The organism is Cellulomonas sp. 73-92 (genome assembly GCF_001898175.1).
Classification (GTDB): domain Bacteria; phylum Actinomycetota; class Actinomycetes; order Actinomycetales; family Cellulomonadaceae; genus Cellulomonas.
Map to the genome: position 1 here is coordinate 50137 of NZ_MKTH01000013.1, position 26176 is coordinate 76312.

The following is a 26176-nucleotide window of genomic DNA, read 5'->3' on the forward strand; positions in this document are numbered from 1 at the left end:
CGCCGGTCCCCGTGCCGCGGACCGCCCCGCGGCCCAGCACGGCGAAGGGACGGACGCGATGACCAGGGGAGTCGTGCTGCACCTGAGCGAGGGATCGCCGGACAAGCATCGGGCCGTGCTGCGCAACGCGCTCAACCTGCTGCCGGTCCTGGAGCCGGGGACGCCGGTCGAGGTGGTGGTGCACGGTGACGGGCTGGCGCTGGCGCTGACCGGCGCGCCGGCCGGTGCGGCGCTCGCCGAGGCGCAGGCGGCCGGCATCCGGCTGGCGGTGTGCCGCAACTCGATGCGCTCGGCCGGCGTGGACGACGACCGCCTGGCGCCGGGGGCGTTCGTCGTGCCCTCGGGGGTGGCGCACCTCGTCGCGCGACAGTTCGAGGGCTGGGCCTACCTGCGGCCCTGACCGGCAGTCCGCCGCGGGTCCGCCGGCCCGGCCGCGACGGGGAGCCGAACCGTCACCGTCGTGCCGCGTCCGGCGGACGCCACCTCGATGGTGCCGCCGTGCGCGGTGACGATCTCCCGCGCCACCGCCAGCCCGATGCCCGACCCGGCGACGTGCGCGGCGCCGCGGCCCCGCCACAGCCGCTCGAACACGTGCGGCAGCTCGTCCGGCGGGATCCCCGGCCCCGTGTCCTCGACCTCGAGCACGGCGCGGCCCCCGTCGGTGCCCACCCGGACGTCGACGCGGTCGCCGGGGCGGCAGTACCGCGCCGCGTTGGCCAGGAGGTTGCCCAGCACCTGGTGCAGGCGGTCGGCGTCGGCCGGCACGACGACGGGACCCGTCGGGTGCAGGTCCACGTCCAGGCCGGCGGCGCGCAGCTGCGGCGTGCGGGCGTCGACCTCGTCGGCCACGAGCGCGACCAGGTCCACCACGGCGCGGCGGGCGGCCGGGGCGGCCGTCTCCGCCTCGGCCGCGGAGAGCTCCGCCAGGTCGCCGACCACGCGTCCGAGCCGCAGCACCTGGTCGTGCAGGGCGGCCAGCCGCGCCCGGTCGGGCTCGACGAGCCCGTCACGGAGCTCCTCCAGGCCGGCCTGCAGCGCCGCCAACGGGGTGCGCAGCTCGTGGGCGACGTCCGCGGTGAGGGTGCGCTGCTCCCGCTCTGAGCGGACCACCGCGTCGGCCATGGAGTTGACGGCGTGGCCCAGCTCGGCCAGCTCACCCGGCCCGGTGGCGGTGGTCCGCGCTGACCGGTCGCCCGAGGCGAACGCGCGCGCGGCCCGCGTGGTGCGCAGCACGGGCCCGGTGACCCACCGCGTGACCGCCCAGCCCGCGACGAGCGCGAGCAGCAGCGCGGCCGCGGCGGCGATGCCGATCCAGGTCCACGCCACGTCGCGGGCCCGGGTGAGCGTCGCGGGCGGGAAGACGAGCCGCACCGTGCCCACCTGCTCACCGGCGACCGTGACGGGCGCGCTCACCACCCCTGTCCCGCCGGCCGGGCCGGCGCCACCCTGCCCCGCCATCCCCTGACCGGCCTGGCCCTGCGCTCCCTGGCCGGCCCCGGCTGTGCCGGCGCCGTGGCCGGCACCCACCGCCTGCCCGCCGGCCGACGTGACGAACAGCCGCGCGCCGGCCGCCTCTGCGACCGCGGAGGCCTGCGACAGGTCCGCACCGGACCAGCCGCCCGCGGCGGCGTAGGCCGCGGCCGCCGCGGTGGCCGAGGAGGCGGCGGCCGCCTGGTGCGTCTCGTCCTGCGACGCGGTCAGGCCGCGGCCCACGCCGACCACGGCCGCCGCCGTGACGACGACCAACGAGAAGGCGGTGACCAGGACGAACGCCAGCATGAGTCGCCGGCCGACGGGGCCCAGGCCGGCGTGGCTCGCGAGGCTCGGCACGCGCGGCGGGGGCGCCTCGTGGGCCTGGCGCGACCGGCTCGCGTGGGCGCCGGCGGCGGCCGTCATGACCCGTCCGTGCGCAGCCCGAAGCGATAGCCGACGCCGAGGACGGTCTCGACGACCGTGGCGCCGTCCGGGCCGAGCTTGTGCCGCAGGTTCTTCACGTGGGAGTCGATGGTCCGCTCGTAGCCCGCGTACTCGTAGCCGCGGACCCGGTTCACGAGCTCGTACCGCGAGAACACCCGCCCGGGCGCGCCCGACAGCGCCGCGAGGATGCCCCACTCGGTGGGCGTCAGGTCGAGCTCGCGGCCGTCGAACCGCATCGCGTGCCGGGCCTCGTCGATCCACAGCCGGCCGCCGACGAGCACTCCCTGCTCCGTGGTGGCCGCCGGGCCACCCGTCCGCTGCAGGATCGCGGCGACCCGCAGCACCACCTCCGCCGGGCTGAAGGGCTTGGTCACGTAGTCGTCGGCCCCCATCCGCAGGCCACGGATGCGGTCGTCGACCGAGCTGCGTGCCGTGAGCACGAGGACGGGGGTGCGCCCGGCGGCACGGACCTCGCCGAGGACGTCCGTGCCCTCGACGTCCGGCAGGCCCAGGTCCAGCACCACGAGGTCCACGTCCGCAGTCGCGACGAGCCGCAGCGCCTCGGCGCCGCTGCCCGTGGTGAGCACCGCATGCCCCGCACGCTCGAGGTAGCGGCGCAGCACCTCGCGGATGTCCGACTCGTCCTCGACGACCAGCACGGTGGCCATGGCCCCATCATGTCGGCTCCGCGGCCGCCGCAGGGCGGCTGGCGGCGCGGCCGCCCAGAACTCCATCCCGTCTCCACACGCACGGCAGAGATGCTCCACCCGGTCGCCCGACGCTGGGTCGTACCAGCAAGGACACCGACCACCAGGGAGCACACCATGCGTACCAGAACCCGATTCGCGATCGCCGCCGCCGGCGGCGTGCTCGCCACCGCGCTCGTCGCGGCGCCCGCCCTGGCGTCCGCCCGTGCGGACGCGCCCGGCCCCAACCCCACGCCCACGGCGACCCGCCAGGCCGGCCCCGGCACGGGCGTGTGCGACGGCACGGGCATCGCCGCCGGCGCGGCCCGCGGCGCGCACGCGGGCGCCGGCAACGCGATGGCCCGCGGCGCGGGGGCCGGCAGCGGTACGGCCGCCGGCACGGTCTCGGGCCACCGCTACGGCGGCGGGACCGGCACCGGCCTGGCCGACACCCCCTCCGGCACCCTCACGGCGTCGCAGCAGACCGACCTCGCCGGGATGGCCGAGGAGGAGCTGCTCGCGCACGACCTCTACACGGCGTTCGCAGCCGACGCCACGAGCCCCGTGTTCGCGCGGATCGCCGACGCCGAGACCCAGCACCTGACGCAGATCCGTCTGCTGCTCGACCGCTACGGCCTGACCGACCCGAGCGCGGACCACGTCACCGGGACGTTCCGCGACCCGGCGATCCAGGCGACCTACGACCGCCTGCTGGCGGAGGGCGCCGCGAGCACCGACGCGGCCTACGCCGCCGCCCGCACCGTCGAGCAGGCCGACCTGCAGCTGCTCACCTCGGCGGCCGCGAGCCTGACCGCGCCGGACGTGCAGCTGGTCTACAGCCACCTCAGCACGGCCACCCAGCGCCACCTGACCGCCTTCGGCGGCTGAGCGGCACCGGCGGGCGGCGGGACACCGGCGCTCGCCCGTCCGGGAGGGGCCGGGCCGGACATCCGGCCCGGCCTCCCTCATGCCTCGGGGATGCCCCCCACCGGCACGGGCGAACCACCGCTCGGGACGTCCGGCACGGCCGTCCGTCGGCGGCGCAGCGTCAGGAAGGCGACCGCCCCGAGCAGCACCACGAGGCTCGTCCAGTCGTTGAGGCGCAGCCCGAGGATGTGGTTCGCATGGTCGACACGGAGCGCCTCGACCCAGGCCCGCCCCACCGTGTAGGCCGCCACGTAGAGCGCGAACAACCGCCCGTTGCGCAGCTGGAAGCGGCGGCCCGCCCAGATCAGGAGCACCGCGACACCGATGTCCCACAAGGACTCGTACAGGAACGTCGGCTGGTACGCAGCGACGGTCGGGGTGTCGGCCGGCCGGTGCGCCGGATCGATGAGCAATCCCCAGGGCAGCGTCGTCGGGCCACCGAACAGCTCCTGGTTGAAGTAGTTGCCCCACCGCCCGATCGCCTGCGCCAGCACGAGTCCGGGCGCGACCGCGTCGGCGAAGTCGGCCAGCCGGATCCCCCGCCGGCGGCAGCCGATCCACGCGCCCACCGCCCCCAGGGCGACGGCTCCCCAGATGCCCAGACCGCCGTCCCAGATGTACAGCGCCCGGATCGGGTCACGCCCCGGCACGAAGTACAGCTCGGGGTCGGTGATCAGGTGGTACAGCCTGCCCCCGACGATGCCGAAGGGCACCGCCCAGAACACCAGGTCGAGCACCTGGTCGGGGTCACGGCCCTCCGCGGCCCACCGCCGACGCGTCAGCCAGGTCGCGACGACGATGCCGGTGAGGATGCACAGCGCGTAGGCCCGGATCGGCACCGGGCCCAGGTGCCACACACCACGCACCGGGCTCGGGATGTACCAGTGCCTCATGTCTGCGCTCCGTCCGGCCGGTCGTCAGTGCCGACGAGCCTAAGCGGCCCACGTCCGCACCCCGGCAGCCGACCGCCGCCTCCGGTGACCGACCCTTTGGTCCCACATACCCCCCGGGGTGTCTAGCCTAGGGTCAAGACGAGATTGTGAAGGACCGAACAAGGGAGAACGTCGTGAAGATCGTGGTGGTGGGCGGGGTGGCCGCCGGCGCATCGGTGGCAGCGCGGGCGCGTCGCCTCGACGAGGACGCGGAGATCGTCGTCCTCGAGCGCGGGCATCACGTCTCGTTCGCGAACTGCGGGCTGCCCTACCACGTCGGCGAGGTGATCACCGACCGGTCCCGGCTGCTGCTGCAGACGCCGGAGTCGCTGCGCGAGATGCTCGACATCGACGTGCGCACGGGGCACGAGGTCCTCGCGATCGACCGCGAGGCGCGCACCGTCCGCGTCCGTGAGGTCGACGGCGGCGCGGAGTACGACGAGCCCTACGACGCCCTGGCGCTGTGCCCCGGTGCCGACCCGGTGCGCCCGCCGCTGGCCGGCATCGACGACCCGCGCGTGCACGTGCTGCGCCGCATCGGCGACATGGACCGGATCAAGGCGGTCGTCGACGAGGCCGCCGCGCGCCACGCGGCCGACCGGAAGACGCCGCTGCGTGCCGTCGTGGTGGGTGCCGGGTACATCGGGCTGGAGCTCGCGGAGAACCTGCACCACCGCGGCGCGCAGGTGCACGTCGTCGAGCTCGCCGACCAGATCCTGCCGCCGCTCGACCACGAGACGGCGGTGCCGGTCGAGCAGCACCTGCGCAGCCGCGGCATCGACGTGCGGCTGGCCACCGCGGCGGCCGCGTTCACGCCGACCCCGCAGGCGCTGCGGGTCGAGCTGCAGGACTCCACCGTCATCGACGCCGACCTCGTCGTGCTCGCCGTCGGGGTGCGCCCGAGCGTCGGCCTCGCGCGCGCCGCCGGGCTCGAGCTCGGCCCGCACGGCGGCGTGCTCGTCGACGAGCACATGCGGACCTCCGACCCGCACATCTGGGCCGCCGGTGACGCCGTCGAGACCCCGCACACCGTCCTGGGCGAGCTGCGGCTGGCCCCCCTCGCCGGCCCGGCGAACCGGCAGGGCCGCGTGGCGGCGGACAACATCTGCGGCCGCGACAGCGAGTACCGCAGCACGCAGGGCACGTCGGTGGTCAAGGTGTTCGACATGGTGGCGGGCGGGACCGGCGCGAACGAGCGCCAGCTGCTCGACGCCGGGGTGCCGTACCGAGCCGTGCACGTGCACCCCTCCGGGCACGCCGGCTACTACCCCGGGACCGCGACGATGCACCTCAAGGTCCTGTTCGACCCGCAGACCGGACGCCTGCTGGGCGCCCAGGCGTGCGGCTTCGACGGCATCGACAAGCGGCTCGACGTCCTGGCCACCGCCCTGCGCCTCGGCGCGACGGTGTTCGACCTCGAGGAGCTCGAGCTGGCCTACGCGCCGCCGTTCGGCGCCGCGAAGGACCCCGTCAACATGGCCGGCTTCGTCGCGGCCAACACGATCCGCGGCGACCTGCGCCTCTGGTACGCGCAGGACTATCCGCAGGCCGTGGCCGGCGCGCGCCTGGTCGACGTCCGCACCGCCGAGGAGTTCGACCTGTGGCACCTGCCCGGCGCGCAGAACGTGCCGCTGGGCGAGCTGCGGGCGGCGTGCGCCGAGTGGGACCGGGACCGCCCGGTCCGGCTCTACTGCGCCGTCGGGTTCCGCTCCTACCTGGCGTACCGCGCCCTCGTGCAGCGGGGCTTCACCGACGTCGCCACCCTGTCCGGCGGGTCGCAGACCTTCCGCGCCTGGCACGACGTCGAGCCGGCCGAGCCGAGCACCGTCCCGACCACACCGTACGGCGAGGCGGCCGAGGTGCACGCCGCCGTCGTCGCCCAGCGCGGCAGCGGTGTGACGGTCGAGCTCGACTGCGCCGGGCTGGCCTGCCCCGGGCCGCTGATGAAGCTGGCGTCCACGGTCAAGGGCCTGGCGCCCGGCGACGAGGTGCGCGTGCGCGTCTCCGACCCCGGGTTCGCCAACGATGGCCCGGCGTGGGCGGCGCGCAACGGCCACGCGCTGCTGGCCATGGACCCCGAGGGCCCGGGCTACGTCGCGCGGTTCCGCAAGGGCGGCGCGGCCGCCCCGGCGCCCCTCGCGGCACCGGTCGCGGCGCCGGTCGGTCCGGGGAAGAACTCGTTCGTCGTGTTCTCCGGCGACCTCGACAAGGTGCTCGCGGCGTTCATCATCGCCAACGGCGCGCTCGCGATGGGCGAGGAGGTGTCGATGTTCTTCACCTTCTGGGGCCTCAACGCGCTGCGTCGCAGCGACCCGCCGCAGCGCGACAAGCCCTTCATGGACGCGATGTTCGGCCGGATGATGCCGCAGGGCGCCGACCAGCTGACGCTCTCGCAGATGCACATGTTCGGCGCCGGCACCGCGCTCATCAAGAAGGCGATGAAGGACAACTCGGTGGCCACGCTGCCCGAGCTGGTGGCCGCGGCGCAGGGCGCGGGCGCGCGGCTCATCGCGTGCACGATGACGATGGACCTGCTCGGCATCACGGCGTCCGAGCTCATCGACGGCGTCGAGCTCGGCGGTGTCGCCACGTTCCTCGGCGAGGCCGCCCAGTCCGGGACCACCCTGTTCATCTGAGCCGGCCGGTCGCCGGGTCGCGGGTCCGCCCCGGCCCGGCGGCCGCTCAGGTGAGCTTGAGGAAGAGCCGCTCCAGCTCGTCCGTCGTCAGCCCGTCGGGCCCCCGGCCGGCGGCCTCGGGGTCGGCCAGGCAGTCCGTCATCGCGCTCGACACGATGGCCAGCCCGGCCCGGTGCAGCGCGCTGGTCGCCGCCGCCAGCTGCGGGACGACGGTGCGGCACGTGCCGCCGTCCTCAAGGGCGACGATGACGGCGTTCAGCTGACCACCGGCCCGTCGCAGCCGGTTGACGATCCTGCGCTGCTGGTCGGGCACCGTCCCGGTCATGCGTCGCCACCCGGTCCGCCACCGGTCGCGCCGAGCCGCACCAGCCGGCGCGCGTCCGGGTAGCCGTGGGCGGCGCCGATCGCGTCGTGCTCGCGGGGGCGCAGCAGGTTCGTCGGGCACCAGCCCGTCACCGCGCCGATCACCAGGAAGGTGGCGAACACCCAAGCGGGCACGGCGAGCCAGAGCTGCCCGTCGTGCGCGGCGGCGACGCCGACCGCGCCGACCAGCAGGGCGAGGACGCCTCGGGCGGCGCGCTGGCCCGGGGTGACCGCGCAGGCGTTGCCACGTCCGGGGGCGGCGGGCGGCTGCGGGAGCGAGGATGTCGTCACGCGACCTGACTATACCCCCCGGGGTTTATCGCGACGCCAATGGTCGACGACCTACCCGTCGGTCCACGACGGCCGGCGCGGTCCCCGACCTCGCGGGCCTGCCCGCGACGCTCGGCCGCAACCGTCGTCGGGCCGCGCGGTCAGCGCCGCTCGACGAGCGCGGTCGCGATCGCCGCGACGCCCTCGCCGCGGCCGGTGAGCCCCAGGCCGTCGCTGGTCGTCGCCGACACCTGCACCGGCGCACCCACGGCCGCGGACAGCGCGGCCTCGGCCTCCACCCGCCGCGGGCCGATCCTGGGCCGGTTGCCGATCACCTGGACCGCGACGTTCCCGACCTCGAACCCCGCCGCCCGCACGCGTTGCGCCACCTCGGCGAGGATCACGGTGCCGGCGGCGCCGGCCCAGCGCGGGTCCGACGTGCCGATCTGCGACCCCAGGTCGCCGAGCCCTGCCGCGGACAGGAGCGCGTCGGCGGCGGCGTGCGCCGCGGCGTCGCCGTCGGAGTGGCCCGCCAGCGGCGCCTCCCCCGGCCACTCCAGGCCCGCCAGGCGCAGCGCCGCGCCGGGGGCGGGCGAGGGGTCGTAGCCGTGCACGTCCACGCCGATCCCGACGCGCCACCCGGTCATGCGCCCCACCCCGTCACGAGAGCTCCTCGGCGCGGCGAGCGGCCAGCCACAGGTCGCTCGCGGTGGTGACCTTGGCCGCGCGCTCGTCGCCCGCGACCACCCACACCGGTACGCCCCGCTCCTCGAGGAGGCCGGCGTCGTCGGACGCGGCGGTGCCCTCGTCGTGCGCCCGGGCGGCGGCGGCCGCGTGCGCCGCGACGAGGACGTCCCGGGCGAACCCCTGCGGCGTCTGCACCGCGCGCAACGCACCGCGCGGGACGGTCGCGACGACCGGCTCGCCCGTGCCGTCGCCCGGGCCGACGCGCTTGACGGTGTCGGTCACCGGGAGCGCCGGGACCACGGCCGGATGGCCGGCACGGACCGCGCCGACCACGCGGGCCACCAGGTCGGCGGGCGGGAACGGGCGGGCCGCGTCGTGCACCAGGACGACGTCGGCCTCGTCGGGCAGCGCGGCCAGGCCCGCCGCGACGGACGCCTGCCGGGCCGTGCCGCCCGCGACCACCGCCACCGGGCAGGGCAGCCCGGCGAGGAGGCCGCGCGCGTCCTCGATCCGGTCGGCAGGCACGACGACGACGAGCGCGGCCACGTCACCGCCCGCGAGCAGCGAGCGCGCGGCGTGGACGACGAGCGGCTCGCCGCCCACCGGCACGAAGGCCTTCGGCAGCTCGTGCCCGAGCCGGGAGCCGCTCCCGGCGGCGACGAGGACCGCGGCGACCGTCATGGTCGTCTCATCCTCCGGGGTGCGTCAGGAGGCGAGGACCTCGTCGAGGAGCGCCTCGGCCTGGTCCTCTTCCGTGTGCTCCGCCAGGGCGAGCTCGGACACGAGGATGTGCCGCGCCTTCGCGAGCATGCGCTTCTCACCGGCCGACAGGCCGCGGTCGGCGTCCCGGCGGGACAGGTCGCGGACGACCTCGGCGACCTTGATGACATCGCCCGACGCCAGCTTCTCGAGGTTGGCCTTGAACCGGCGCGACCAGTTGGTCGGCTCCTCGGTGTAGGGCGCGCGCAGCACCTCGAACACCCGGTCCAGGCCCTCCTGGCCCACGACGTCACGGACGCCGACGAGGTCGACGTTCTCCGCCGGGACCTCGATCGTCAGGTCGCCCTGTGCGACACGCAGCTTGAGGTACAGCTTGTCCTCACCGCGAATGGTCCGGGTCTTGATCTCTTCGATCAGTGCTGCACCGTGGTGCGGGTAGACGACAGTCTCCCCAACAGTGAATGTCATCTGGTGGATTCCCCTTCCAGGCCCCGTCCAGGGTATCACGGCCCATGACGGCCCCTTCGGCCGGGGTTGACCGTCCCCGCAGGTCAGGTGCCATGGGGCCCATCCGGGCCCACGTTCTTGATCCTGGACGCCCACCACGCGAGACGCCGCTACGCTGGTCTCACCTGAGACCAAAGTCCTAGGAGGATCCCGTGACTGGTTCGCCGCTGCGCCGGCTCCTGGCCCCCGTGGTGATCGCGCTCGCCCTGGCCGGCTGCTCGGCGACGAACCCCATCCAGACGGACAAGGGGTACGCCCCGTCCGACGGCGTGCGGGCCCAGTTCGGCGACATCCGGGTCGAGAACCTGCTGGCGGTGACCTCGGCGGCCGGTGCCGCGGGGGCGCTGTCCGGGGCGCTGGTCAACTCCGGCGCGGCCGACGTGCCGGTGACGCTCACGGTCGGCTCCTCGTCGCAGCGGGTCACCGTGCCGGCCCACGGGTCCGTGCTCATGGGCACCGGCAGCTCGACCGGCCGGAACATCCCCCTGCCCACGGTCAGCGCGGCGCCCGGTGCGCTCCTGGACGTGCAGATCTCCACGCCCACGCAGGGGAGCCTGGACGTGCGGGTGCCGGTGCTCGACGCCTCGAACCCGCAGTACACCGCCGTCATCGGCGGCTGACGTCCGGGCCGCCGCCGGGCCGGCCCCCCTGCGGCCGGCCTCGGTCGATCAGCCGAAGCGGCCCGAGATGTAGTCCTCGGTCTGCTTCTCGTGCGGCGAGGAGAAGATCGTCGCCGTGTCGTCGATCTCGATCAGGCGGCCCGGCTTGCCGGTCGCCTCGAGGTTGAAGAAGCCGGTGCGGTCGGAGACGCGCGCGGCCTGCTGCATGTTGTGCGTGACGATGACGATCGTGTAGCTCGCCTTCAGCTCCGAGATGAGGTCCTCGATGGCCAGCGTCGAGATCGGGTCCAGCGCGGAGCACGGCTCGTCCATGAGGAGCACCTGCGGCCGCACCGCGATGGCCCGTGCGATGCAGAGGCGCTGCTGCTGGCCGCCGGACAGGCCCGAGCCCGGCCGGTGCAGCCGGTCCTTGACCTCTTTCCAGAGGTTCGCGGCCGTGAGCGCCTGCTCGACGAGGTCCTCGGCGTCGGCCTTGGGGAGCCGCTTGTTGTTGAGCCGCACGCCCGCCAGGACGTTCTCCGCGATCGACATCGTCGGGAACGGGTTGGGGCGCTGGAACACCATGCCGATCTGGCGGCGCACGGCGACCGGGTCGACGTCCGGGCCGTAGAGGTCGACGCCGTCCATCGCCACGGTGCCCTCGACGCGCGCGCCCGGGATCACCTCGTGCATGCGGTTGATCGACCGCAGGAACGTCGACTTGCCGCAGCCCGACGGGCCGATGAGCGCCGTCACCGAGCGCGGCTCGATCGACATGGTGACGCCGGCGACGGCGAGGAAGTCGCCGTAGTAGATGTTGAGGTCCTTGGCGTCGATGCGCTGTGCCACGGGGGTCTCGCTCTCTTCTCTCTTCGGGAGGTCTCGACGCTGCTCAGCGCAGCTTGGGCGCGAACAGCCGGGTCACGAGGCGACCCACCAGGTTGAGGATGACGACGATGAGGAGCAGGGTCAGCGCGGCCGCCCAGGCACGGTCGAGGTTGATCGACACGAGGCAGTTGGTGGCGTTCGGGGCGCAGCGTGCCGGTCCCTGGTGGTACTGGTCGTAGATGAACACGGGCAGCGTCATCATGCGCCCGCTGAAGAGGTCGAAGTTGATCGAGGCGGTCGTGCCGACGGCGATGAGGAGCGGCGCCGTCTCGCCGATGACGCGCGCCACCGCGAGCAGCACGCCCGTCGTGATGCCCGCGACCGCGGTGCGGAGCACGACCTTGACGATGGTGAGCCACTTCGGCACCCCGAGGGCGTAGGCGGCCTCGCGCAGCTCGTTCGGCACCAGCCGCAGCATCTCCTCGCACGAGCGGACGACGACCGGGGTCATGAGCAGCGCCAGGGCCACGGACCCCATGACGCCGAGCCGCACGCCGGGCCCGAAGAAGATCGCGAACACCGCGAAGGCGAACAGGCCCGCGACGATCGACGGGATGCCGGTCATGATGTCGACGAAGAACGTCACCGCGCGCGCCAGGTGGCCCTTGCCGTACTCGACGAGGTAGATCGCCGCCAGCAGGCCGATCGGCACCGAGATCACGGCCGCGCCCAGCGTGATGAGCAGCGTGCCGACGATCGCGTGGTAGGCGCCGCCCGCGTCCATGCCGCCGGAGACGTTGCGCATCGAGTGCAGCAGGAAGTACCCGTTGAACTTGGTCATGCCGTTGTGCAGCACGGTCCACAGCAGGGACACCAGCGGCGCGGCGGCCAGCAGGAAGGCGAGCCACACCAGACCGGTCATCACCCGGTCCTTGCGCCGCCGGCCCTTGTCGACCGTGGAGAGCAGGTCGCGCGTCGAGGCGTCCAGGCCACCGAGGCTCCGCACGGGGACGGCCGCGTCGGCCGCGGGGGTGGCGCGCATCAGTTCGCTCCGGAGAAGTCGTGGCGACGCGACACGATCCACCGCGCGACCATGTTGACCGCCATCGTGATGACGAAGAGCGCCAGGCCGGTCGCGATGAGGGTGTTGACCGCCAGGCCGCTCGAGTCGGGGAACTTCGCGGCGATGTTCGCCGCGATCGTCTGCAGCACGCCGGAGTCGAAGATCTGGAACGAGATCCCCGCGCCGGTCGAGGTGGACAGGACCATGAGGACCGCCATCGTCTCGCCCAGCGCACGGCCCAGCCCGAGCATGGCGGCCGAGATGACGCCCGACCGGCCGAACGGCAGCACGGCCGTGCGGATCACCTCCCACCGCGTCGCCCCCAGGGCGAGCGCGGCCTCCTCGTGCAGCCGCGGGGTCTGTTTGAACACCTCACGGGACACCGCGGTGATGATCGGCAGGATCATGATCGCCAGCACGAGCGCGGTGGTCGCCATCGAGCGGCCGGTCGCCGTGGCGGTCACCGTGACGCCCGGGATGGCGCTGAGGACGTCGGCCACCCACTGCCACAGCGGCGCGATGCGCGGCGCCAGCAGCTGGGCGCCCCACAGGCCGAAGACGACCGACGGGATCGCGGCGAGCAGGTCGATGACGAACCCGACCGCCCCGGCGATCCGCCGCGGCGCGTAGTGCGAGACGAACAGCGCGATCCCCACCGCCACCGGCGTCGCCATCGCCAGGGCGAGGGCGGCGGCGACCAGGGTGCCGAAGATGAGCGGGCCGATGTACTCCGCGAGGTTGCCGACGCCGGCCGGCAGGTTGCCCTCGGTCTGCAGCGTGGCGTCCGACGCCGTGAACGCTGCCCAGCCCTTCACCACGAGGAACACCGCGACGGCCGCCAGGACCAGGAGCAGGAGGACACCCGATCCCGTCGCCGCCCAGCGGAACACGCGGGAGAAGCCGCCGTCGCTGGTGGCACGCCGTCGCCGCGGCGGGACGGTGTCCCTGCTGCCGCGCGGGCCCGGCGCTGCCCTGAGGGTCGAGCTGCTCACCACGATGACCTTCTCACCACTGTTCGACATCGAGACCCGGGGAAACGCTACGTGCCGGTGACCGTGTCGCACCCCGTGGGGAGCGACACGGTCACCGGCAGGCGGGCGTCAGGAGCGGCCGTGTCAGCCGACCGTGATCGCCGCGACCGACGCGGCGGCCTTCTGAGCGAGCGCGCCGCTCATGGGCGCGGACCCCGCAGCCTGGGCACCGGCCTGCTGGCCGGCGTCGGAGACGATGTAGCCGAGGAACGACTTGACGAAGTTGCCCTTCGCCGTGTCGGTGTAGGTCGAGCACGCGATGCCGTAGGACACCATGAGCAGCGGGTAGTCGCCCGAGGTGGAAGCAGTGCGGTCGATGTTCACCACGACGTCGTTCGTCGGGCGGCCCGTGGCCAGCGGCGAGGCGCTGACGACGGCCGCGGCGCCCTGCGCCGACGGCTTGTTCCACTCGGAGCCGACCTTGATCTTGGCGACGCCGGCACCCTGCGGCACGGCCGAGTCGTCGAGGTAGGCGATGGACCCCTGCGTGCTCGTCACGACGCCCGCGACGCCCGAGTTGCCCTGCGCCGAGTCACCGCCGTTGAGCGGCCACGCGTCGTTGCCGGCGTTCGTCCACACGTCCGGCGCCGTCTTGTTCAGGTAGTCGGTGAAGTTGTGCGTCGTGCCCGACTTGTCCGAGCGGTGGACCGTGGCGATCTTGGTCGACGGCAGCGTGACGCCGGCGTTGTCGGCGGCGATCGCGGGGTCGTTCCACGTGGTGATGGCGCCGGTGAAGATCTTGGCGATCGTCGCGGGGGCGAGGTTGAGGGACGTGACGCCCGGCAGGTTGAAGGCCACCGCGATCGGCGAGATGTACACCGGGATGTCCCAGCCGCCGTTGGTGCCGCACACCTTCTGCGACTGCGTGAGCTCGTCGGCACTCATGGCGGCGTCGGAGCCCGCCCACACGACGCCACCGGCGAGGAACTGCTGGCGGCCCGCGCCGGAGCCGGCGGGGTCGTAGTTGATCGTCAGGCCGGAGTTCTGCTGCTGGAAGGCGGCGATCCACGCCTGCATCGCCTGCTGCTGCGCCGAGGAGCCCGCGCCCGAGAACGAGCCGCTGATCGGCGCGCCGGCGGGGGTCGTCGCGGCGGACGAGCTGCCGGCCCCGGTCGTGGCCGCCCCGCCGCCCGTCGTGGGGGTGTTGTTGTCCGAGCCACAAGCGGCCAGCGCCAGGGCGGTCAGCCCAGCCAGCACGGCGGCGCCCACTGCGTGCGTTCGCTTCACTGTGAGTTCCCCATCATGTCGTCGTAGCGCCGGTGCGGCGCTTGTCGTGGCCCGACGTTAGGGAAGCGAGGTGTCCGGCCCGCCCGCTGCGGGTGAACCCCAGGTGAACGGTGGGCGACGAGTCGGCCCGTTGGGTCACGATTCGGCCGACCAGGGCGTCGACGACCGGTCGCCGGCCCACGGCGCGATCACTCGGTGGACAGCTTGTACCCCAGCCCACGCACGGTCGTCAGCAGCCGCGGCGCCGACGGGTCGTCCTCGATCTTCGCCCGGATCCGCTTGACGTGGACGTCGAGCGTCTTGGTGTCGCCCACGTAGTCCGAGCCCCAGATGCGGTCGATCAGCTGGCCCCGCGTCAGCACCCGGCCGGGGTTGCGCAGCAGCAGCTCGAGGAGCTCGAACTCCTTGAGGGGGAAGCCCACCTGCTCGTCGTTCACGCGCACGATGTGACGGTCGACGTCCATCTCGATCGGTCCCAGCGCCAGCAGGTCGTCGTCGTCGTGCTCGTCGGACTGCCGCGACGCGTCGCCGCGGCGCAGCACCGCGCGGATCCGGGCGAGCAGCTCGCGCGACGAGTACGGCTTCGTCACGTAGTCGTCCGCGCCCAGCTCCAGCCCGACGACCTTGTCGATCTCACCGTCCTTGGCGGTCAGCATGATGATCGGCACGTCGGACATCGCCCGCAGCCGGCGGCACACCTCGGTGCCGGACAGGCCCGGGAGCATGAGGTCGAGCAGCACCAGGTCGGCGCCGTCCTCGTCGAACCGGGTCAGCGCGTCCGGCCCGGTCGCGGCGGTCGAGACCTCGTAGCCCTCCTTGCCGAGCAGGTACGCCAGGGGCTCGCGGTACGACTCCTCGTCCTCGACGAGCAGGATGCGGGTCACGGGGTCCTCTCCACGGTGGTCTTGCGGGTGCTCGGGCCGGTGGTGGCGCGGTTGCGCGGGGCGTCGGCCGGGGCGGGGGCCGGGATCGCCGGCTCGGCGGGCGCCGCGGCCGGCGCGGGCTCCTCGGCGCGGGGCAGCCGCAGCGTGAACGTCGAGCCGCGGCCGGGCTGGGACCAGACCGTCACCTCGCCGCCGTGGTCGGCGGCGACGTGCTTGACGATGGACAGCCCGAGGCCGGTGCCGCCGGTGTCCCGCGAGCGCGCCTGGTCCACACGGTAGAACCGCTCGAAGATGCGCTCCTGCTCGTGCGCCGGGATGCCGATGCCCGAGTCGACGACGGCGATCTCGACGATGTCGCCGACGGTCTTCACGCCGACGCCCACGCGGGTCGCCTCGGGCGAGTACGCGACGGCGTTGTCCAGCAGGTTGCGCACCGCCGTGACCAGGAGGTTCCGGTCGCCGAACACGGTGCGGCCGGTGTCGCCGCCGACGTCGATCGTGATCTTGCGGGCGGCCGCGGTGGTCTGCGCGCGGTCCGCGGCCTCGGCGAGCACCGCGTCGAGGTCGACCACCTGCATCCCCTCGATGGCGCCGGCCGTCTGCAGCCGCGAGAGCTCGATGATCTCCTGCACCAGCTGGGACAGCCGCGCCGCCTCCGCCTGCATGCGGGCCGCGAACCGGCGCACCGCCGGGGGGTCGTCGGCCGCGTCCTGGACCGTCTCGGCCAGCAGCGACAGCGCGCCGACCGGGGTCTTGAGCTCGTGCGAGATGTTGACGACGAAGTCCCGCCGCATGGTCTCGACCTTGCGCGCCGTGGTGAGGTCCTCGGCGAGGACGAGCAGGTGCTGCGGGGTCGCCTGCGCGGCGCGGACCGACAGCAGCATCGTGCCCGGGCCCACCGGGCCGCGGGGCAGGTCCAGCTCGGCGTCGGCGATCACCCCGTCGCGACGGACGGCGGCGACCATGTCCCGGATCGCGGCGTGCACCAGCCGTCCGTCGCGCACCAGGCCCAGGGCGAGGGCGGGCGGGCTCGCGCGGACCACGCGGTCGTCGTCGTCGAGCACCACCGCGGCCGAGCGGAGCACCGCCAGCGCGCGCACCAACCCGTCGTCGAGCTCCCGCTCGGGCTGCTCCGGCAGCCGCCGCTGCACCCGCTCGCTGAACCGGAAGGCGGCCGTGGCGGCGACGCCGACCAGCAGGCCGATCAGGCCGCCGACGAGTCCACTGATGCCGTCCACGCGACCACAGTAGGGCTCGGGAGAAGCGCCATCCCGCGTGGCACAGCCCCCTCCGGGGCTGCGCCGCCCACTGTTCACCTCGTAGGGTCCTACCGTTTACCTCGGGGTGGGACCCTGACGCCGCTCACCCGAGACGAAAGAGGACGCGATGCGCGAGATCTTCGACGCCGAGCTGAAGGCGCTCGGCGACGACCTGCAGGCCATGGCTCACCGCGTGCAGCACGCGATCGAGTCGGCCGGACAGGCCCTCGCCACGGCCGACCTGGCCCTGGCCGAGAGGGTGATCGCCGACGACCTCGCGATCGACCAGCTGAACCGGCAGCTCGACGAGCAGTGCATCCACATGCTCGCCCAGCAGCAGCCGGTCGCGACCGACCTGCGCGTCATCGTCTCCGCCCTGCGCATGAGCGCGACGCTCGAGCGCATGGGCGACCTCGCCCGGCACATCGCCGAGATCGCGCGCGGTCGCTACCCCCGCCAGGCGGTGCCCCAGTCGCTCACCGGGACGTTCACCGAGATGGACGCCGCCGCCCGGCGGCTCGCGCAGCGCATCGTCACACTCCTGGAGAGCCGCGACCTGGCGCTCGCCGAGCAGATCCAGACCGACGACGACCGGCTCGACGACCTGCACGCCGACTCGTTCACCGCGATGCTCGGCGGCGGCTGGAGCGCCAGCCCGCAGCAGACCGTCGACGTCACCCTGCTGGCGCGGTTCTACGAGCGGTTCGGGGACCACGGCGTGTCCATCGCCCGCCGCATCGTCTACCTCGTCACCGGCGACCTCTCCGCCGGCGAGCCGCTGCAGATCCACAACTGACCCCCCGGTACTTCATTTTCCTGACGAAACGGCCGCGATTCACGCCCGGATCTTCAGGAAAGTGATGTTCGGGTGGTGGGAGCGCGAAGGCGCCGCCCCCCGGGACCAGCGTGGGGGGCGGCGCCTTCGACCTTCGTCGGGCGGCTACTTGCCCTGGTTGGCCACCGCGGCGATCGAGGCGGCCGCGGCCTCCGGGTCGAGGTACGTGCCGCCGTGGTTGGTCGGCTTCATCGTGGCCTCGTCGAGCGTGTAGACGAGCGGGATGCCGGTCGGGATGTTGATGCCGGCGATCGTGTCGTCGTCGACGTCGTCCAGGTACTTGACGATCGCGCGGATCGAGTTGCCGTGGGCGGCGACGAGCACCGTCTTGCCGGCCTGCAGGTCGGGCACGAGGTCCGAGTGCCAGTACGGCAGCGCCCGCTCGAGCACCTGCTTGAGGGCCTCGGCCCGCGGGATCGGCTCCCCCGCGTAGCGCCGGTCGCCGTCCTGGCTGAACTCGGAGCCGAGCTCGATGTCCGGCGGCGGCACGTCGTACGAGCGGCGCCAGAGCATGAACTGCTCCTCGCCGTACTCGTCGCGGATCTGCTTCTTGTCCTTGCCCTGGAGGGCGCCGTAGTGCCGCTCGTTGAGCCGCCAGCTGCGCTTGACGGGGATCCACAGCAGGTCCGCCACGTCGAGCGCGTAGTCCGCGGTGGTGATCGCGCGGCGCAGCAGCGAGGTGTGGACGACGTCGGGGGCGATGCCGGCGTCCTTGAGGAGCTGGCCGCCCCGCTTGGCCTCCTCGACACCCTTCTCGGAGAGGGCCACGTCGACCCAGCCGGTGAAGAGGTTCTTCGCGTTCCATTCGCTCTCGCCGTGGCGGAGCAGCACGAGGGTGTAGGTCATGGGCGCCATTGTCTCCCGACGTCGCCCGCCCGGGCGGGGGACGACCGTCCCCCGCGGCGCTCACCGCTCCCGGCGGCACTCCGCGGCGACGGCGTAGACCTTGAGCACCTGGTCGGCGGCGGCGTCCCAGCCGAAGCGCTCCGCCGCCGGGCGCGCCGCCGCGGCCCAGCCCGCGCGCATCGCGTCGTCCGCGAGCGCGTGCGCGAGGGCGTCGGCCCACAGCGCCGGGTCGTGGCCCGGGACCAGCCGGCCGGACACCCGGTCGTCGACGATCGTCTTGAGCCCGCCGACCGCCGCCGCGACCACCGGGACGCCGCTCGCCTGCGCCTCCGCCGCGACCAGGCCGAAGGACTCGGACCGCGAGGGCATCGCGACGAGGTCCGCCGCGTGGTACCAGCGCACGAGGTCCGTGCGCGCCGCCGGCGGGTGCACGACGAGGTCGGCGCCGACGCCGAGCTGGTCCGCCAGCCGGCGCAGGTCCCGGACCGCGGTCGGCCGCCCCGAGGGGCCGCCGAGCACGACGAGGAGCGGCACCGGCCGCCCGCTGGCGGCCAGCACCCCCAGCGCGCGGACGAGGACGTCGGGTGCCTTGAGGGGCTGGACGCGGCCCGCGAACAGCACGATGTGCCGGTGCCGGGGCAGGCCGAGCGCAGCACGCGCCGCCTGCTGGGCGCCGGGGGCGCCGGGGCGGAACCGGTCCAGGTCGACCCCGGGCTCGACCACGTGGACGTGGGACGGGTCGGCGCCGTACAGCTCGACGAGCTCGCGCGCCTCCGCGGCCGTGCTGGCGACCAGGGCGTCGGCGGCCTGCACCACCTGCTCCTCGCCCTGCTCGCGCACCACGGGCTCGGCGCTGTCGCCCGGGGCGAGGGACCGGTTCTTCACGCGGGCGAGCGTGTGGGCGGTGTGGACCAGCGGGACGTCCCAGCGCCGGGCGGCGGCGATGCCGACCTGGCCCGACAGCCAGTAGTGCGAGTGGACCACCTGGTACCACCCCGGCTGGCGTGCCGCCTCGGTGCGCAGCACGCCCGCGGTCATGCCGCAGAGCAGCCCCGGCAGCTCGGACTTGTCGAGGCGTTCGAACGGCCCCGCGGGGACGTGGTGCACGAGGACCGGGGGGACGAGGCCGGCCGGCACGGCGTCCGCCAGGAGGACGGCCCGGGACTCGTCGCGTGACAGGGGGCGGCCGTCGGCACGCCGCCCGTCGAGGACGACGGTCTCCGGCTGGTCCGCCGACGTGGCCCGCGTGAAGATCTCGACGCGGGCGCCGCGGTCCGCCAGCGCACGGGCGAGGTCGAGGACGTAGACGTTCATCCCACCGGCGTCGCCGGTGCCGGGCTGGTCGAGCGGCGAGGTGTGGACCGACAGCATGGCGACGCGGGGTGCCTGCTGGATGGTCACCTCTCCATTGTCACCGTCCGCGGCACGGCTCCCGCGCGCCGTCCAGGCGCGCGACCGGGTGCCTGCCGCGGGTAGCCGGCCCACCGGGGCGACGCCGGTGGACGCGGCTCACCGGGGGTCGCCGCCGTCCGGGAGCACGCAGGCGGCGGAGGGCAGGGCGCGCGACGAGACCACCCGGCCCGAGCGCGCCAGCGCCGTGACCGCGCCGGGCACCTGCTCGGCCACGACGGTCCAGCCGTCGACGACGGCGTGGTGGCGGGGCGTGCCGGTGGGCAGCGGCTGGTCCGCGACGTGCGTGAGCAGCCCGTCGTCGGCCACCGCGAAGCGGGACAGCGCGCCGACGCCGCGCACGCCGACGACGAGCTCCCGCCCGTCCAGCGCCAGGTGCGACGGCGCGGGCGACCCTGCCACGCGCGCGTCCCCGCCCGCCACGCCGGGCTCCTCGGCCGCCCCCGGCGCCGGCAGCGTCTGGACCAGCACACCCGTGTCGGTGGCCGCGTCCCAGCGCAGCACGTGGACGGTCGAGTCCAGCTCGCCCGTGAGGTACGCGAACCCGCGGCCGAGCACCAGGTGGCGGGGACCGGTGCCGGCCGGCAGCGTCGCGGCGACGCCGGCCGGCGCCAGCCCGGCGGGCGTCCGCCGGTACCGGCGGACCTCGTCGGTGCCGAGGTCGACGGCCAGCACGTGGCCGCCCGGCGCGAGCGCGACGAAGTGCGCGTGCGGCCCCTCCTGCCGGTCCGCGTCCGGGCCCGAGCCGGTGTGGTGCAGCACCTGCGGCTCGTCGGCCACGAACGTCCCGTCCGCGGCGAGGGACAGCACGCCGAGCGCGCCGTCGCCGTAGTTGGCGGCGTAGAGGCGGTCGCCGTCGAGCAGCAGGTGGCAGGGGTGCGCGCCGCCGGAGGACGCGGTGCCGAGCGGCTCCAGCCTCTCGTCGTGCACCCGGAACGCCGCGACCAGGCCCGCCTCGCTCTCGTCGGCCGCGTACAGCACCGTCCCGTCCGGGCGCCGCACGACGAAGGACGGCGCGGGCGTCTCGACGACCCGCCACGGCGTGGAGAGCACGCCCGACACAGGGTCGAGGTCGACCCGGTAGATCCCCTCGCCCCGGCCGGGCGGCGTGCCGATCCCCGCCGGGGGGTACGTGCCGATCCAGAGCGTTCGCGTGGCCACGAGCGGTGAGCCTACGGCCGGGCTCCGGGGCCCACGGGGCATGCTGGGCGGCGCCGCGGCGCACGGCGCCGCTCGTCCCGGAGACACCAGATGATCGCGCAGCGCGCCGCCGAGTTCGCCTTCGACCCGGCGCTCGTCCAGCTCAACCACGCCTCGTTCGGCGCCCCGACGCGCGCGGCGCTGGGGCGCCTCGCCGACCAGCACCGCCGCATCGAGCACGACACCGCGACGCGGCTCGGCGACGGCCTGGCCCAGGACCTGGCCCCGGTGCGCCGCCTCGTCGCGGACCTGCTGGGGGCCGACGACGGCCAGGTGGCCCTCGTCGCGAACGCGACCGAGGCCTCCGGCGCCCTGGCGACGTCGCTGCCGCTCGCGCCCGGTGATCACGTCGCGCTGCTCGACGTCGAGTACGAGTCCGTGCTGCGCGCCTGGCAGGAGCGCTGCGCGCGCTCCGGCGCCCGCCTCGCCGTGCTCCGGACCCCGGTGCCGGCCACCGCCGACGCCCTCGTCGGCGCGTTCGACCGCCTGCCGGCCGGCACGCGCTACGTCGTCGTCTCGGCGGTGACGTCGTCGACCGCGCTGCGGGTGCCGGTCCGCGAGGTGGTGCGCACGGTCGCCGCGCAGGGCGCCTCGGTGCTGCTCGACGCGGCGCACGTCGTCGGGCACGAGCCGGTCGACGTGGCCGGCACCGGGGCGCTCGCGGCGTTCGGGTCGCTCCACAAGTGGCTGCCCGCACCGCGCAGCTCGGGCTTCCTGTGGGTGGCGCGCCCCGTGCTGGACGTGGTGCGACCGGCGGCCGTGGCGCTCCACTACGACGAGGACCTCGCCGCGCGGTTCGCCTGGCGCGGCACGTGGGACCCGGCGCCCACGCTGGGCCTGCCGGACGCTGTGCGCGAGTGGCGCGGCTGGGAGGCCGCCGGGGACCTGCGCCGGGCGGCCGAGCTCGCGGACGAGGTGACGCAGGCGGTGACGGCGGCCGGCTGGCGGCCGACCGGCGAGGCCGCGCTGCGGCCGGCGCGGCTGCGCGCCTTCGTCGTGCCCGCGCCGCTCCCCCGGCTCCGGGCGGCGGCGGACGCGGCCGGGCTGCGGCTGTGGACGGGTGCCGCCCCTGACGGTCGGACGCTCGCGCGCGTGGCCACGCACGTGTGGACCGACGAGTCCGACATCGCCCGGGTGACGGCGCTCGCGAGGTCGCTCGGCGGCCAGGACCGCTAGCGCGACGCCGGCACGGGCGCCGGTCGGGCGTGCCCGGCCGCGGTCGCTAGCGCGCCGCCGGGACCGCGGCCGCCCGTTCGCCCTGGTGGCCGTCCTGCGCGGCGTCCGGCACCAGCCGCTCGTCGTTCGTCGGGAACCAGGCCGACGGCGCGGCGACCAGACGTCGCAGGGCCGCCAGCGCGCCGCCGGTCATGGCGGGGAACAGGCCGGCGCGCGCGTGCGTCACGCGCGGGGCCGACCACGGCGCCGTGATGACCATCTCGTCCAGGGCGCGCTCGACGTCGTCGTGCACGTGCGCGAACAGCTGGCCGAACGTGCCGCCGAGCACCACCTCGTCGACGTCGACGGTGTTGAGCACGCCCGCGAGCGCCACCCCGAGCGCCCGCGCCGCCGACGCGACGGCGAACCGTGCCCGCGGGTCCCCGCGGTCGACGGCGGCGGCGAGGTCGTGGACCGTGGCGGTCGGGGGCAGGCCGGCGCCGCGCAGCATCGCCTCCTGGCCGGCGCGGGCCTCGAGCGTGCCGCGCGCGGGGCCGCCGGCCGCCGAGGGGTCGACGACGACGTGCCCGATCTCCCCGCTCCAGCCGTGCCGGCCGGCGAAGATCTCGCCGTCCAGGACGAGCGCGCCGCCGACGCCGATCTCCCCCGAGACGTAGACGAAGCTCGGCGGGCCGTCGAAGCGCCGGACCCGGGCCTCGGCCCGGGCGCCGAGCTTGGCCTCGTTGGCCAGCGACGGGAGCAGCCCGTCGAGGCCACCGTGGGCGCGGAGGATGCCGACGACGTCGACGTCGCGCCAGTCGAGGTTGGGTGCGAGCCGGAGCGGGCCGTGGTCGGAGTCGACGAGCCCGGGCAGCGCGAGCGAGGTGCCGACGACGCGCACGCCCTCCGCCCGCAGCCGCCGCAGCGTCTGGGCCGCGATCCCGGCCAGCCGGCCGAGCACGAGCCCCGGGTCCTGCCGGCGCAGGTCGTCGGCCTCGACGCGCTCGACGAGCACCTGGCCCGACAGGTCGATCGCGCGCAGGCCGAGGTAGTCGACGTTCACCTCCATGCCGAGGCCGGCGAACGTGCCCTGCGCGGGGGCGAGCGGCACCGCCGGTCGGCCGGCCCTCACCGAGGGCCGCGGCACCAGCTCGCGCACCATGCCGCCGCGGACCAGCTGGTCGACGATCGGCGTCACCGAGGGGCGGGCGAGCCCGGTGCCGGTCGCGAGCTCGGCCCGCGAGGGCGGCACCGCCGCGTCGAGGATGAAGCCGAGCGCCACGGAGAGGTTGTGCTCCCGCAGGTGCTCCGTGCGGGCGACCCCCGCCGGGGCGGCGCGCCGTCCGGCGCGCGCCTGGCTCCACGCGTCGCCCGTCGTCCGCACGGCTTGACCCTACCTCCCGGTCGGCATAAATTCACGACGGGAACTAATAGACCCACCCACACTCGCTCGATGAGGAGAATCCCGTGGCGCAGACGCCCGACATCAAGTACTCGTTCGGCCTCTGGACCGTCGGCTGGCAGGCGCAGGACCCGTTCGGTCTGGCCACCCGTCCGGCCCTCGACCCGGTCGAGTCGATCCACAAGCTGGCCGAGATCGGCGCGTGGGGCTTCACGTTCCACGACAACGACGTCTTCCCGTTCGACGCCGACGACGCGGACCGCCGCGCCCGCATCGACGCCGTGAAGAAGGCGGCCGACGAGACCGGCCTGGTCATCGAGATGGTGACCACCAACACGTTCACCCACCCCGTGTTCAAGGACGGCGCGTTCACCTCGAATGACCGCGCCATCCGCCGCTTCGGCCTGCGCAAGGTCCTGCGCAACGTCGACCTGACCGCCGAGCTGGGCGCCAAGACCTTCGTCATGTGGGGCGGCCGCGAGGGCGTCGAGTACGACAACTCCAAGGACCTGCACGCCGCCCACGCCCGGTACGCCGAGGGCATCGACGCCGTCGCCGCCTACATCAAGCACCAGGGCTACGACATCAAGATCGCCCTCGAGCCCAAGCCGAACGAGCCCCGCGGCGACATCTTCCTGCCGTCGATCGGCCACGCGCTGGCCCTCATCGACTCGCTCGACAACGGCGACATCGTCGGCCTCAACCCCGAGACCGGCCACGAGCAGATGGCGACGCTGAACTACACGCACGGCCTGGCGCTCGCGCTCTACCGCGGCAAGCTGTTCCACATCGACCTCAACGGCCAGCACGGCCCGAAGTTCGACCAGGACCTCGTCTTCGGCCACGGCGACCTGCTCAGCGCGTTCTTCACCGTCGACCTGCTGGAGAACGGCTTCCCGAACGGCGGCCCCCGCTACGAGGGCGCCCGTCACTTCGACTACAAGCCGAGCCGGACCGAGGGCCCCAACGGCGTGTGGGACTCCGCGAAGGCGAACATCGAGACCTACACGATCCTCGCCCGCAAGGCGGCCGAGTACCGCAACGACCCCGAGGTCAAGGAGGCCCAGAAGTACGCGGGCATCTTCGAGCTCGGCGAGACGACGATGGCCGAGGGCGAGACGTTCGAGGACTTCCTCGCCGACCGCTCGACGCGTGAGGACTTCGACTTCGACACGGCCGCGGAGCGCGAGTACGGCCTGGTGCGCCTGCACCAGCTCGCCCTGGCGCACCTCATCGGCTGACCTCCCGCACCACCCCGACGTCCGCACACATGGGCCCTCTCTCCCCCGTGTGTGCGGACGTCCGGGTTCATCGCCCTTCTTCGACGTGGAGGAATGACATGGCGCTCGTCGCCGGCGTGGACTCGTCCACGCAGTCCTGCAAGGTCGTCGTGCGCGACGCCGAGACGGGCGCCCTGGTGCGCACCGGCCGCGCGAGCCACCCCGACGGCACCGAGGTCGCGCCCCACCACTGGTGGGACGCGCTCCAGACCGCGATCGCCGAGGCCGGCGGCCTCGACGACGTCGAGGCGGTGGCGGTCGGCGGCCAGCAGCACGGCATGGTCACCCTGGACACCTCCGGCCAGGTGGTCCGCGACGCCCTGCTGTGGAACGACACCCGCTCGGCCGACGCCGCGCTGGCCCTGATCGACGAGCTGGGCGGCCCGGCTGCGTCCGCGCAGGCGTGCGGCTCGGTGCTCGTCGCCTCGCTGACCATCACCAAGCTCCGCTGGCTGCGCGACCACGAGCCGGAGAACGCCGCCAAGGTCGCGGCCGTGTGCCTGCCGCACGACTGGCTGACGTGGCAGCTCTCGGGCGCGACCGGGTTCGACACCCTCGTCACGGACCGCTCCGACGCCTCCGGCACCGGCTACTGGTCGCCGTTCGACGAGGCCTACCGCCCGGACCTGCTCGCGCTGGCCCTCGGCTCGACGCCCGCCCTGCCGCGCGTGCTCGGCCCGTCCGAGGCGGGGTACCGCCTCGCGGGCGGCGGCGCCGTCCTCGCGCCGGGCGCGGGCGACAACGCGGGCGCCGCGCTCGCCCTGGGCCTGACCCCGGGCGACGTGTCGGTGTCGATCGGCACGTCGGGCGTCGTCGGCGCGGTCTCCGCGGCGCCGGTCGCCGACGCGTCCGGGCTCGTCGCCGGGTTCGCCGACGCGACGGGCAACTACCTGCCGCTGTCGGTGACGCTCAACGCGTCGCGCATCCTCGACTGGGCGTGCCGCCTGCTCGGGGTCGGGTACGACGAGCTGGCCACCCTCGCCCTGCAGGCTCCCGCCGGTGCCGACGGGCTCGTCCTCGTGCCGTACTTCGAGGGCGAGCGCACGCCGAACAAGCCGCGGGCCACCGCGGCGCTGCACGGCATGCGCCTCGACAACAGCACCCCGGCGCACGTCGCCCGGGCCGCGATCGAGGGCCTGCTGTGCTCGCTCGCCGACGGCATCGACGCCCAGCGCGCCCTCGGCGTGCCGGTCAACCGCGCGTTCCTCGTCGGCGGCGGCGCGAAGTCCCCGGCCGTGCGGGCCCTCGCGCCGTCGGTGCTCGGCCTGCCGGTCGTCGTGCCACCCGCCGGGGAGTACGTCGCCGACGGCGCCGCCCGGCAGGCGGCATGGGTCCTCGCCGGGGGCGCGACTCCCCCGGCGTGGGCGTTCGAGCAGGAGCCCGAGGAGCTGGCCGGCGAGCCGACGCCGTTCGTGCGCGAGCAGTACGCGGCGGCGCGCGACCTCGTGGTGGAGCGACGCGCCTGAGGAACCGCTCGGGCACGACGAGGCCCGGTCACCCTTCGCGGGCGGC

Annotated in this window: 26 protein-coding genes; 8 read left to right on the forward strand and 18 right to left on the reverse strand. The window is 74.7% G+C overall.

Annotation, left to right across the window (positions count from 1 at the left end; all coding sequences use genetic code 11):
* The first annotated feature begins 58 nt into the window (after positions 1-58).
* Positions 59-400: a DsrE family protein gene (locus BGO37_RS06920; protein WP_291753395.1), complete on the forward strand. Its 342-nt coding sequence runs from the start codon at positions 59-61 to the stop codon at positions 398-400.
* Here BGO37_RS06920 and BGO37_RS06925 read toward each other — a convergent pair.
* Together BGO37_RS06925 and BGO37_RS06930 are read right to left on the reverse strand one after the other, a co-directional pair.
* Positions 385-1896 carry a HAMP domain-containing sensor histidine kinase gene (locus tag BGO37_RS06925; RefSeq protein WP_291753397.1) on the reverse strand — a complete coding sequence of 504 codons (1512 nt, stop codon included), beginning with the start codon at positions 1894-1896 and terminating at the stop codon, positions 385-387. The two genes, BGO37_RS06920 and BGO37_RS06925, sit on opposite strands and share 16 nt — an antisense overlap.
* Positions 1893-2585 (reverse strand): response regulator transcription factor, encoded by a 693-nt coding sequence (locus BGO37_RS06930; RefSeq protein WP_291753400.1) that lies wholly within the window; start codon positions 2583-2585, stop codon positions 1893-1895. The genes BGO37_RS06925 and BGO37_RS06930 overlap by 4 nt, the downstream gene beginning before the upstream one ends.
* A gap of 156 nt (positions 2586-2741) precedes the next feature.
* Here BGO37_RS06930 and BGO37_RS06935 point away from each other — a divergent pair, with 156 nt between their 5' ends.
* Positions 2742-3491, forward strand: a complete 750-nt coding sequence (locus BGO37_RS06935; protein ID WP_291753401.1) for a DUF2202 domain-containing protein — start codon at positions 2742-2744, stop codon at positions 3489-3491.
* A 77-nt stretch (positions 3492-3568) separates the two neighbouring features.
* On the opposite strand, the gene lgt is transcribed toward BGO37_RS06935, so the two are convergent.
* On the reverse strand, positions 3569-4423 hold the full coding sequence (gene lgt / locus BGO37_RS06940) for a prolipoprotein diacylglyceryl transferase (RefSeq protein ID WP_291753403.1): 855 nt from the start codon (positions 4421-4423) through the stop codon (positions 3569-3571).
* Positions 4424-4596: 173 nt separating this feature from the next.
* On the opposite strand from lgt, the gene BGO37_RS06945 reads away from it, so the two are divergent.
* The gene (locus BGO37_RS06945; protein WP_291753406.1) at positions 4597-7098 is read left to right on the forward strand and encodes an FAD-dependent oxidoreductase; all 2502 of its coding nucleotides are present in this window, start codon (positions 4597-4599) and stop codon (positions 7096-7098) included.
* 46 nt (positions 7099-7144) lie between these two features.
* On the opposite strand, the gene BGO37_RS06950 is transcribed toward BGO37_RS06945, so the two are convergent.
* The 5 genes from BGO37_RS06950 to BGO37_RS06970 form a co-directional block, all read right to left on the reverse strand.
* Positions 7145-7423, reverse strand: a complete 279-nt coding sequence (locus BGO37_RS06950) for a metal-sensitive transcriptional regulator (RefSeq protein WP_291753408.1) — start codon at positions 7421-7423, stop codon at positions 7145-7147.
* On the reverse strand, positions 7420-7752 hold the full coding sequence (locus BGO37_RS06955) for a hypothetical protein (protein WP_291753409.1): 333 nt from the start codon (positions 7750-7752) through the stop codon (positions 7420-7422). The genes BGO37_RS06950 and BGO37_RS06955 overlap by 4 nt, the downstream gene beginning before the upstream one ends.
* 140 nt (positions 7753-7892) lie before the next feature.
* Complete coding sequence (ispF, locus tag BGO37_RS06960) at positions 7893-8378, reverse strand: 2-C-methyl-D-erythritol 2,4-cyclodiphosphate synthase (RefSeq protein ID WP_291753411.1); 486 nt, start codon at positions 8376-8378, stop codon at positions 7893-7895.
* A gap of 13 nt (positions 8379-8391) precedes the next feature.
* Positions 8392-9099 (reverse strand): 2-C-methyl-D-erythritol 4-phosphate cytidylyltransferase, encoded by a 708-nt coding sequence (gene ispD / locus BGO37_RS06965; protein WP_291753435.1) that lies wholly within the window; start codon positions 9097-9099, stop codon positions 8392-8394.
* A 24-nt stretch (positions 9100-9123) separates the two neighbouring features.
* On the reverse strand, positions 9124-9606 hold the full coding sequence (locus tag BGO37_RS06970) for a CarD family transcriptional regulator (RefSeq protein WP_291753437.1): 483 nt from the start codon (positions 9604-9606) through the stop codon (positions 9124-9126).
* Positions 9607-9797: 191 nt separating this feature from the next.
* On the opposite strand from BGO37_RS06970, the gene BGO37_RS06975 reads away from it, so the two are divergent.
* Positions 9798-10265, forward strand: coding sequence for a hypothetical protein (locus tag BGO37_RS06975; protein ID WP_291753439.1), 468 nt, complete (start codon positions 9798-9800; stop codon positions 10263-10265).
* A 48-nt stretch (positions 10266-10313) separates the two neighbouring features.
* Here BGO37_RS06975 and pstB read toward each other — a convergent pair whose 3' ends face one another.
* The 6 genes from pstB to BGO37_RS07005 form a co-directional block, all read right to left on the reverse strand.
* Positions 10314-11093 carry a phosphate ABC transporter ATP-binding protein PstB gene (gene pstB, locus BGO37_RS06980; protein WP_291753440.1) on the reverse strand — a complete coding sequence of 260 codons (780 nt, stop codon included), beginning with the start codon at positions 11091-11093 and terminating at the stop codon, positions 10314-10316.
* A 43-nt stretch (positions 11094-11136) separates the two neighbouring features.
* A complete protein-coding gene (gene pstA, locus BGO37_RS06985; RefSeq protein WP_291753442.1) occupies positions 11137-12114 on the reverse strand; it encodes a phosphate ABC transporter permease PstA in 978 nt (325 codons plus the stop codon).
* On the reverse strand, positions 12114-13025 hold the full coding sequence (gene pstC / locus BGO37_RS06990; RefSeq protein WP_291754547.1) for a phosphate ABC transporter permease subunit PstC: 912 nt from the start codon (positions 13023-13025) through the stop codon (positions 12114-12116). The genes pstA and pstC overlap by 1 nt, the downstream gene beginning before the upstream one ends.
* Positions 13026-13250: 225 nt before the next feature.
* Positions 13251-14393: a phosphate ABC transporter substrate-binding protein PstS gene (gene pstS / locus BGO37_RS06995; RefSeq protein ID WP_291753444.1), complete on the reverse strand. Its 1143-nt coding sequence runs from the start codon at positions 14391-14393 to the stop codon at positions 13251-13253.
* 188 nt (positions 14394-14581) lie between these two features.
* Positions 14582-15277 (reverse strand): response regulator transcription factor, encoded by a 696-nt coding sequence (locus tag BGO37_RS07000; protein WP_291753446.1) that lies wholly within the window; start codon positions 15275-15277, stop codon positions 14582-14584.
* Entirely contained in the window at positions 15274-16515 is a 1242-nt protein-coding gene (locus tag BGO37_RS07005; RefSeq protein ID WP_291753447.1) for an ATP-binding protein, read from the reverse strand. Before BGO37_RS07005 ends, BGO37_RS07000 begins: the two co-directional genes overlap by 4 nt.
* A gap of 148 nt (positions 16516-16663) precedes the next feature.
* Between BGO37_RS07005 and phoU the strand changes: the two genes are divergently transcribed.
* Positions 16664-17332, forward strand: a complete 669-nt coding sequence (gene phoU / locus BGO37_RS07010) for a phosphate signaling complex protein PhoU (protein WP_291753448.1) — start codon at positions 16664-16666, stop codon at positions 17330-17332.
* A gap of 144 nt (positions 17333-17476) precedes the next feature.
* Here the strand turns inward: phoU and BGO37_RS07015 are convergent, their stop codons facing one another.
* The 3 genes from BGO37_RS07015 to BGO37_RS07025 all read right to left on the reverse strand — a co-directional run bounded on the left by BGO37_RS07015 (position 17477) and on the right by BGO37_RS07025 (position 20788).
* On the reverse strand, positions 17477-18217 hold the full coding sequence (locus BGO37_RS07015) for a phosphoglyceromutase (protein WP_291753451.1): 741 nt from the start codon (positions 18215-18217) through the stop codon (positions 17477-17479).
* A 60-nt stretch (positions 18218-18277) separates the two neighbouring features.
* Positions 18278-19618: a glycosyltransferase gene (locus BGO37_RS07020; protein ID WP_291753454.1), complete on the reverse strand. Its 1341-nt coding sequence runs from the start codon at positions 19616-19618 to the stop codon at positions 18278-18280.
* Positions 19619-19726: 108 nt separating this feature from the next.
* Positions 19727-20788 carry a beta-propeller fold lactonase family protein gene (locus BGO37_RS07025; protein WP_291753457.1) on the reverse strand — a complete coding sequence of 354 codons (1062 nt, stop codon included), beginning with the start codon at positions 20786-20788 and terminating at the stop codon, positions 19727-19729.
* A 90-nt stretch (positions 20789-20878) separates the two neighbouring features.
* On the opposite strand from BGO37_RS07025, the gene BGO37_RS07030 reads away from it, so the two are divergent.
* The gene (locus tag BGO37_RS07030; protein WP_291753458.1) at positions 20879-22003 is read left to right on the forward strand and encodes an aminotransferase class V-fold PLP-dependent enzyme; all 1125 of its coding nucleotides are present in this window, start codon (positions 20879-20881) and stop codon (positions 22001-22003) included.
* Between the two features lie 46 nt (positions 22004-22049).
* On the opposite strand, the gene BGO37_RS07035 is transcribed toward BGO37_RS07030, so the two are convergent.
* Complete coding sequence (locus tag BGO37_RS07035) at positions 22050-23366, reverse strand: ROK family protein (RefSeq protein ID WP_291753460.1); 1317 nt, start codon at positions 23364-23366, stop codon at positions 22050-22052.
* 83 nt (positions 23367-23449) lie between these two features.
* Here BGO37_RS07035 and xylA point away from each other — a divergent pair, with 83 nt between their 5' ends.
* Complete coding sequence (xylA, locus tag BGO37_RS07040; RefSeq protein ID WP_291753463.1) at positions 23450-24625, forward strand: xylose isomerase; 1176 nt, start codon at positions 23450-23452, stop codon at positions 24623-24625.
* Positions 24626-24723: 98 nt separating this feature from the next.
* Positions 24724-26130: a xylulokinase gene (gene xylB / locus BGO37_RS07045; RefSeq protein WP_291753466.1), complete on the forward strand. Its 1407-nt coding sequence runs from the start codon at positions 24724-24726 to the stop codon at positions 26128-26130.
* Positions 26131-26176: the final 46 nt, after the last annotated feature.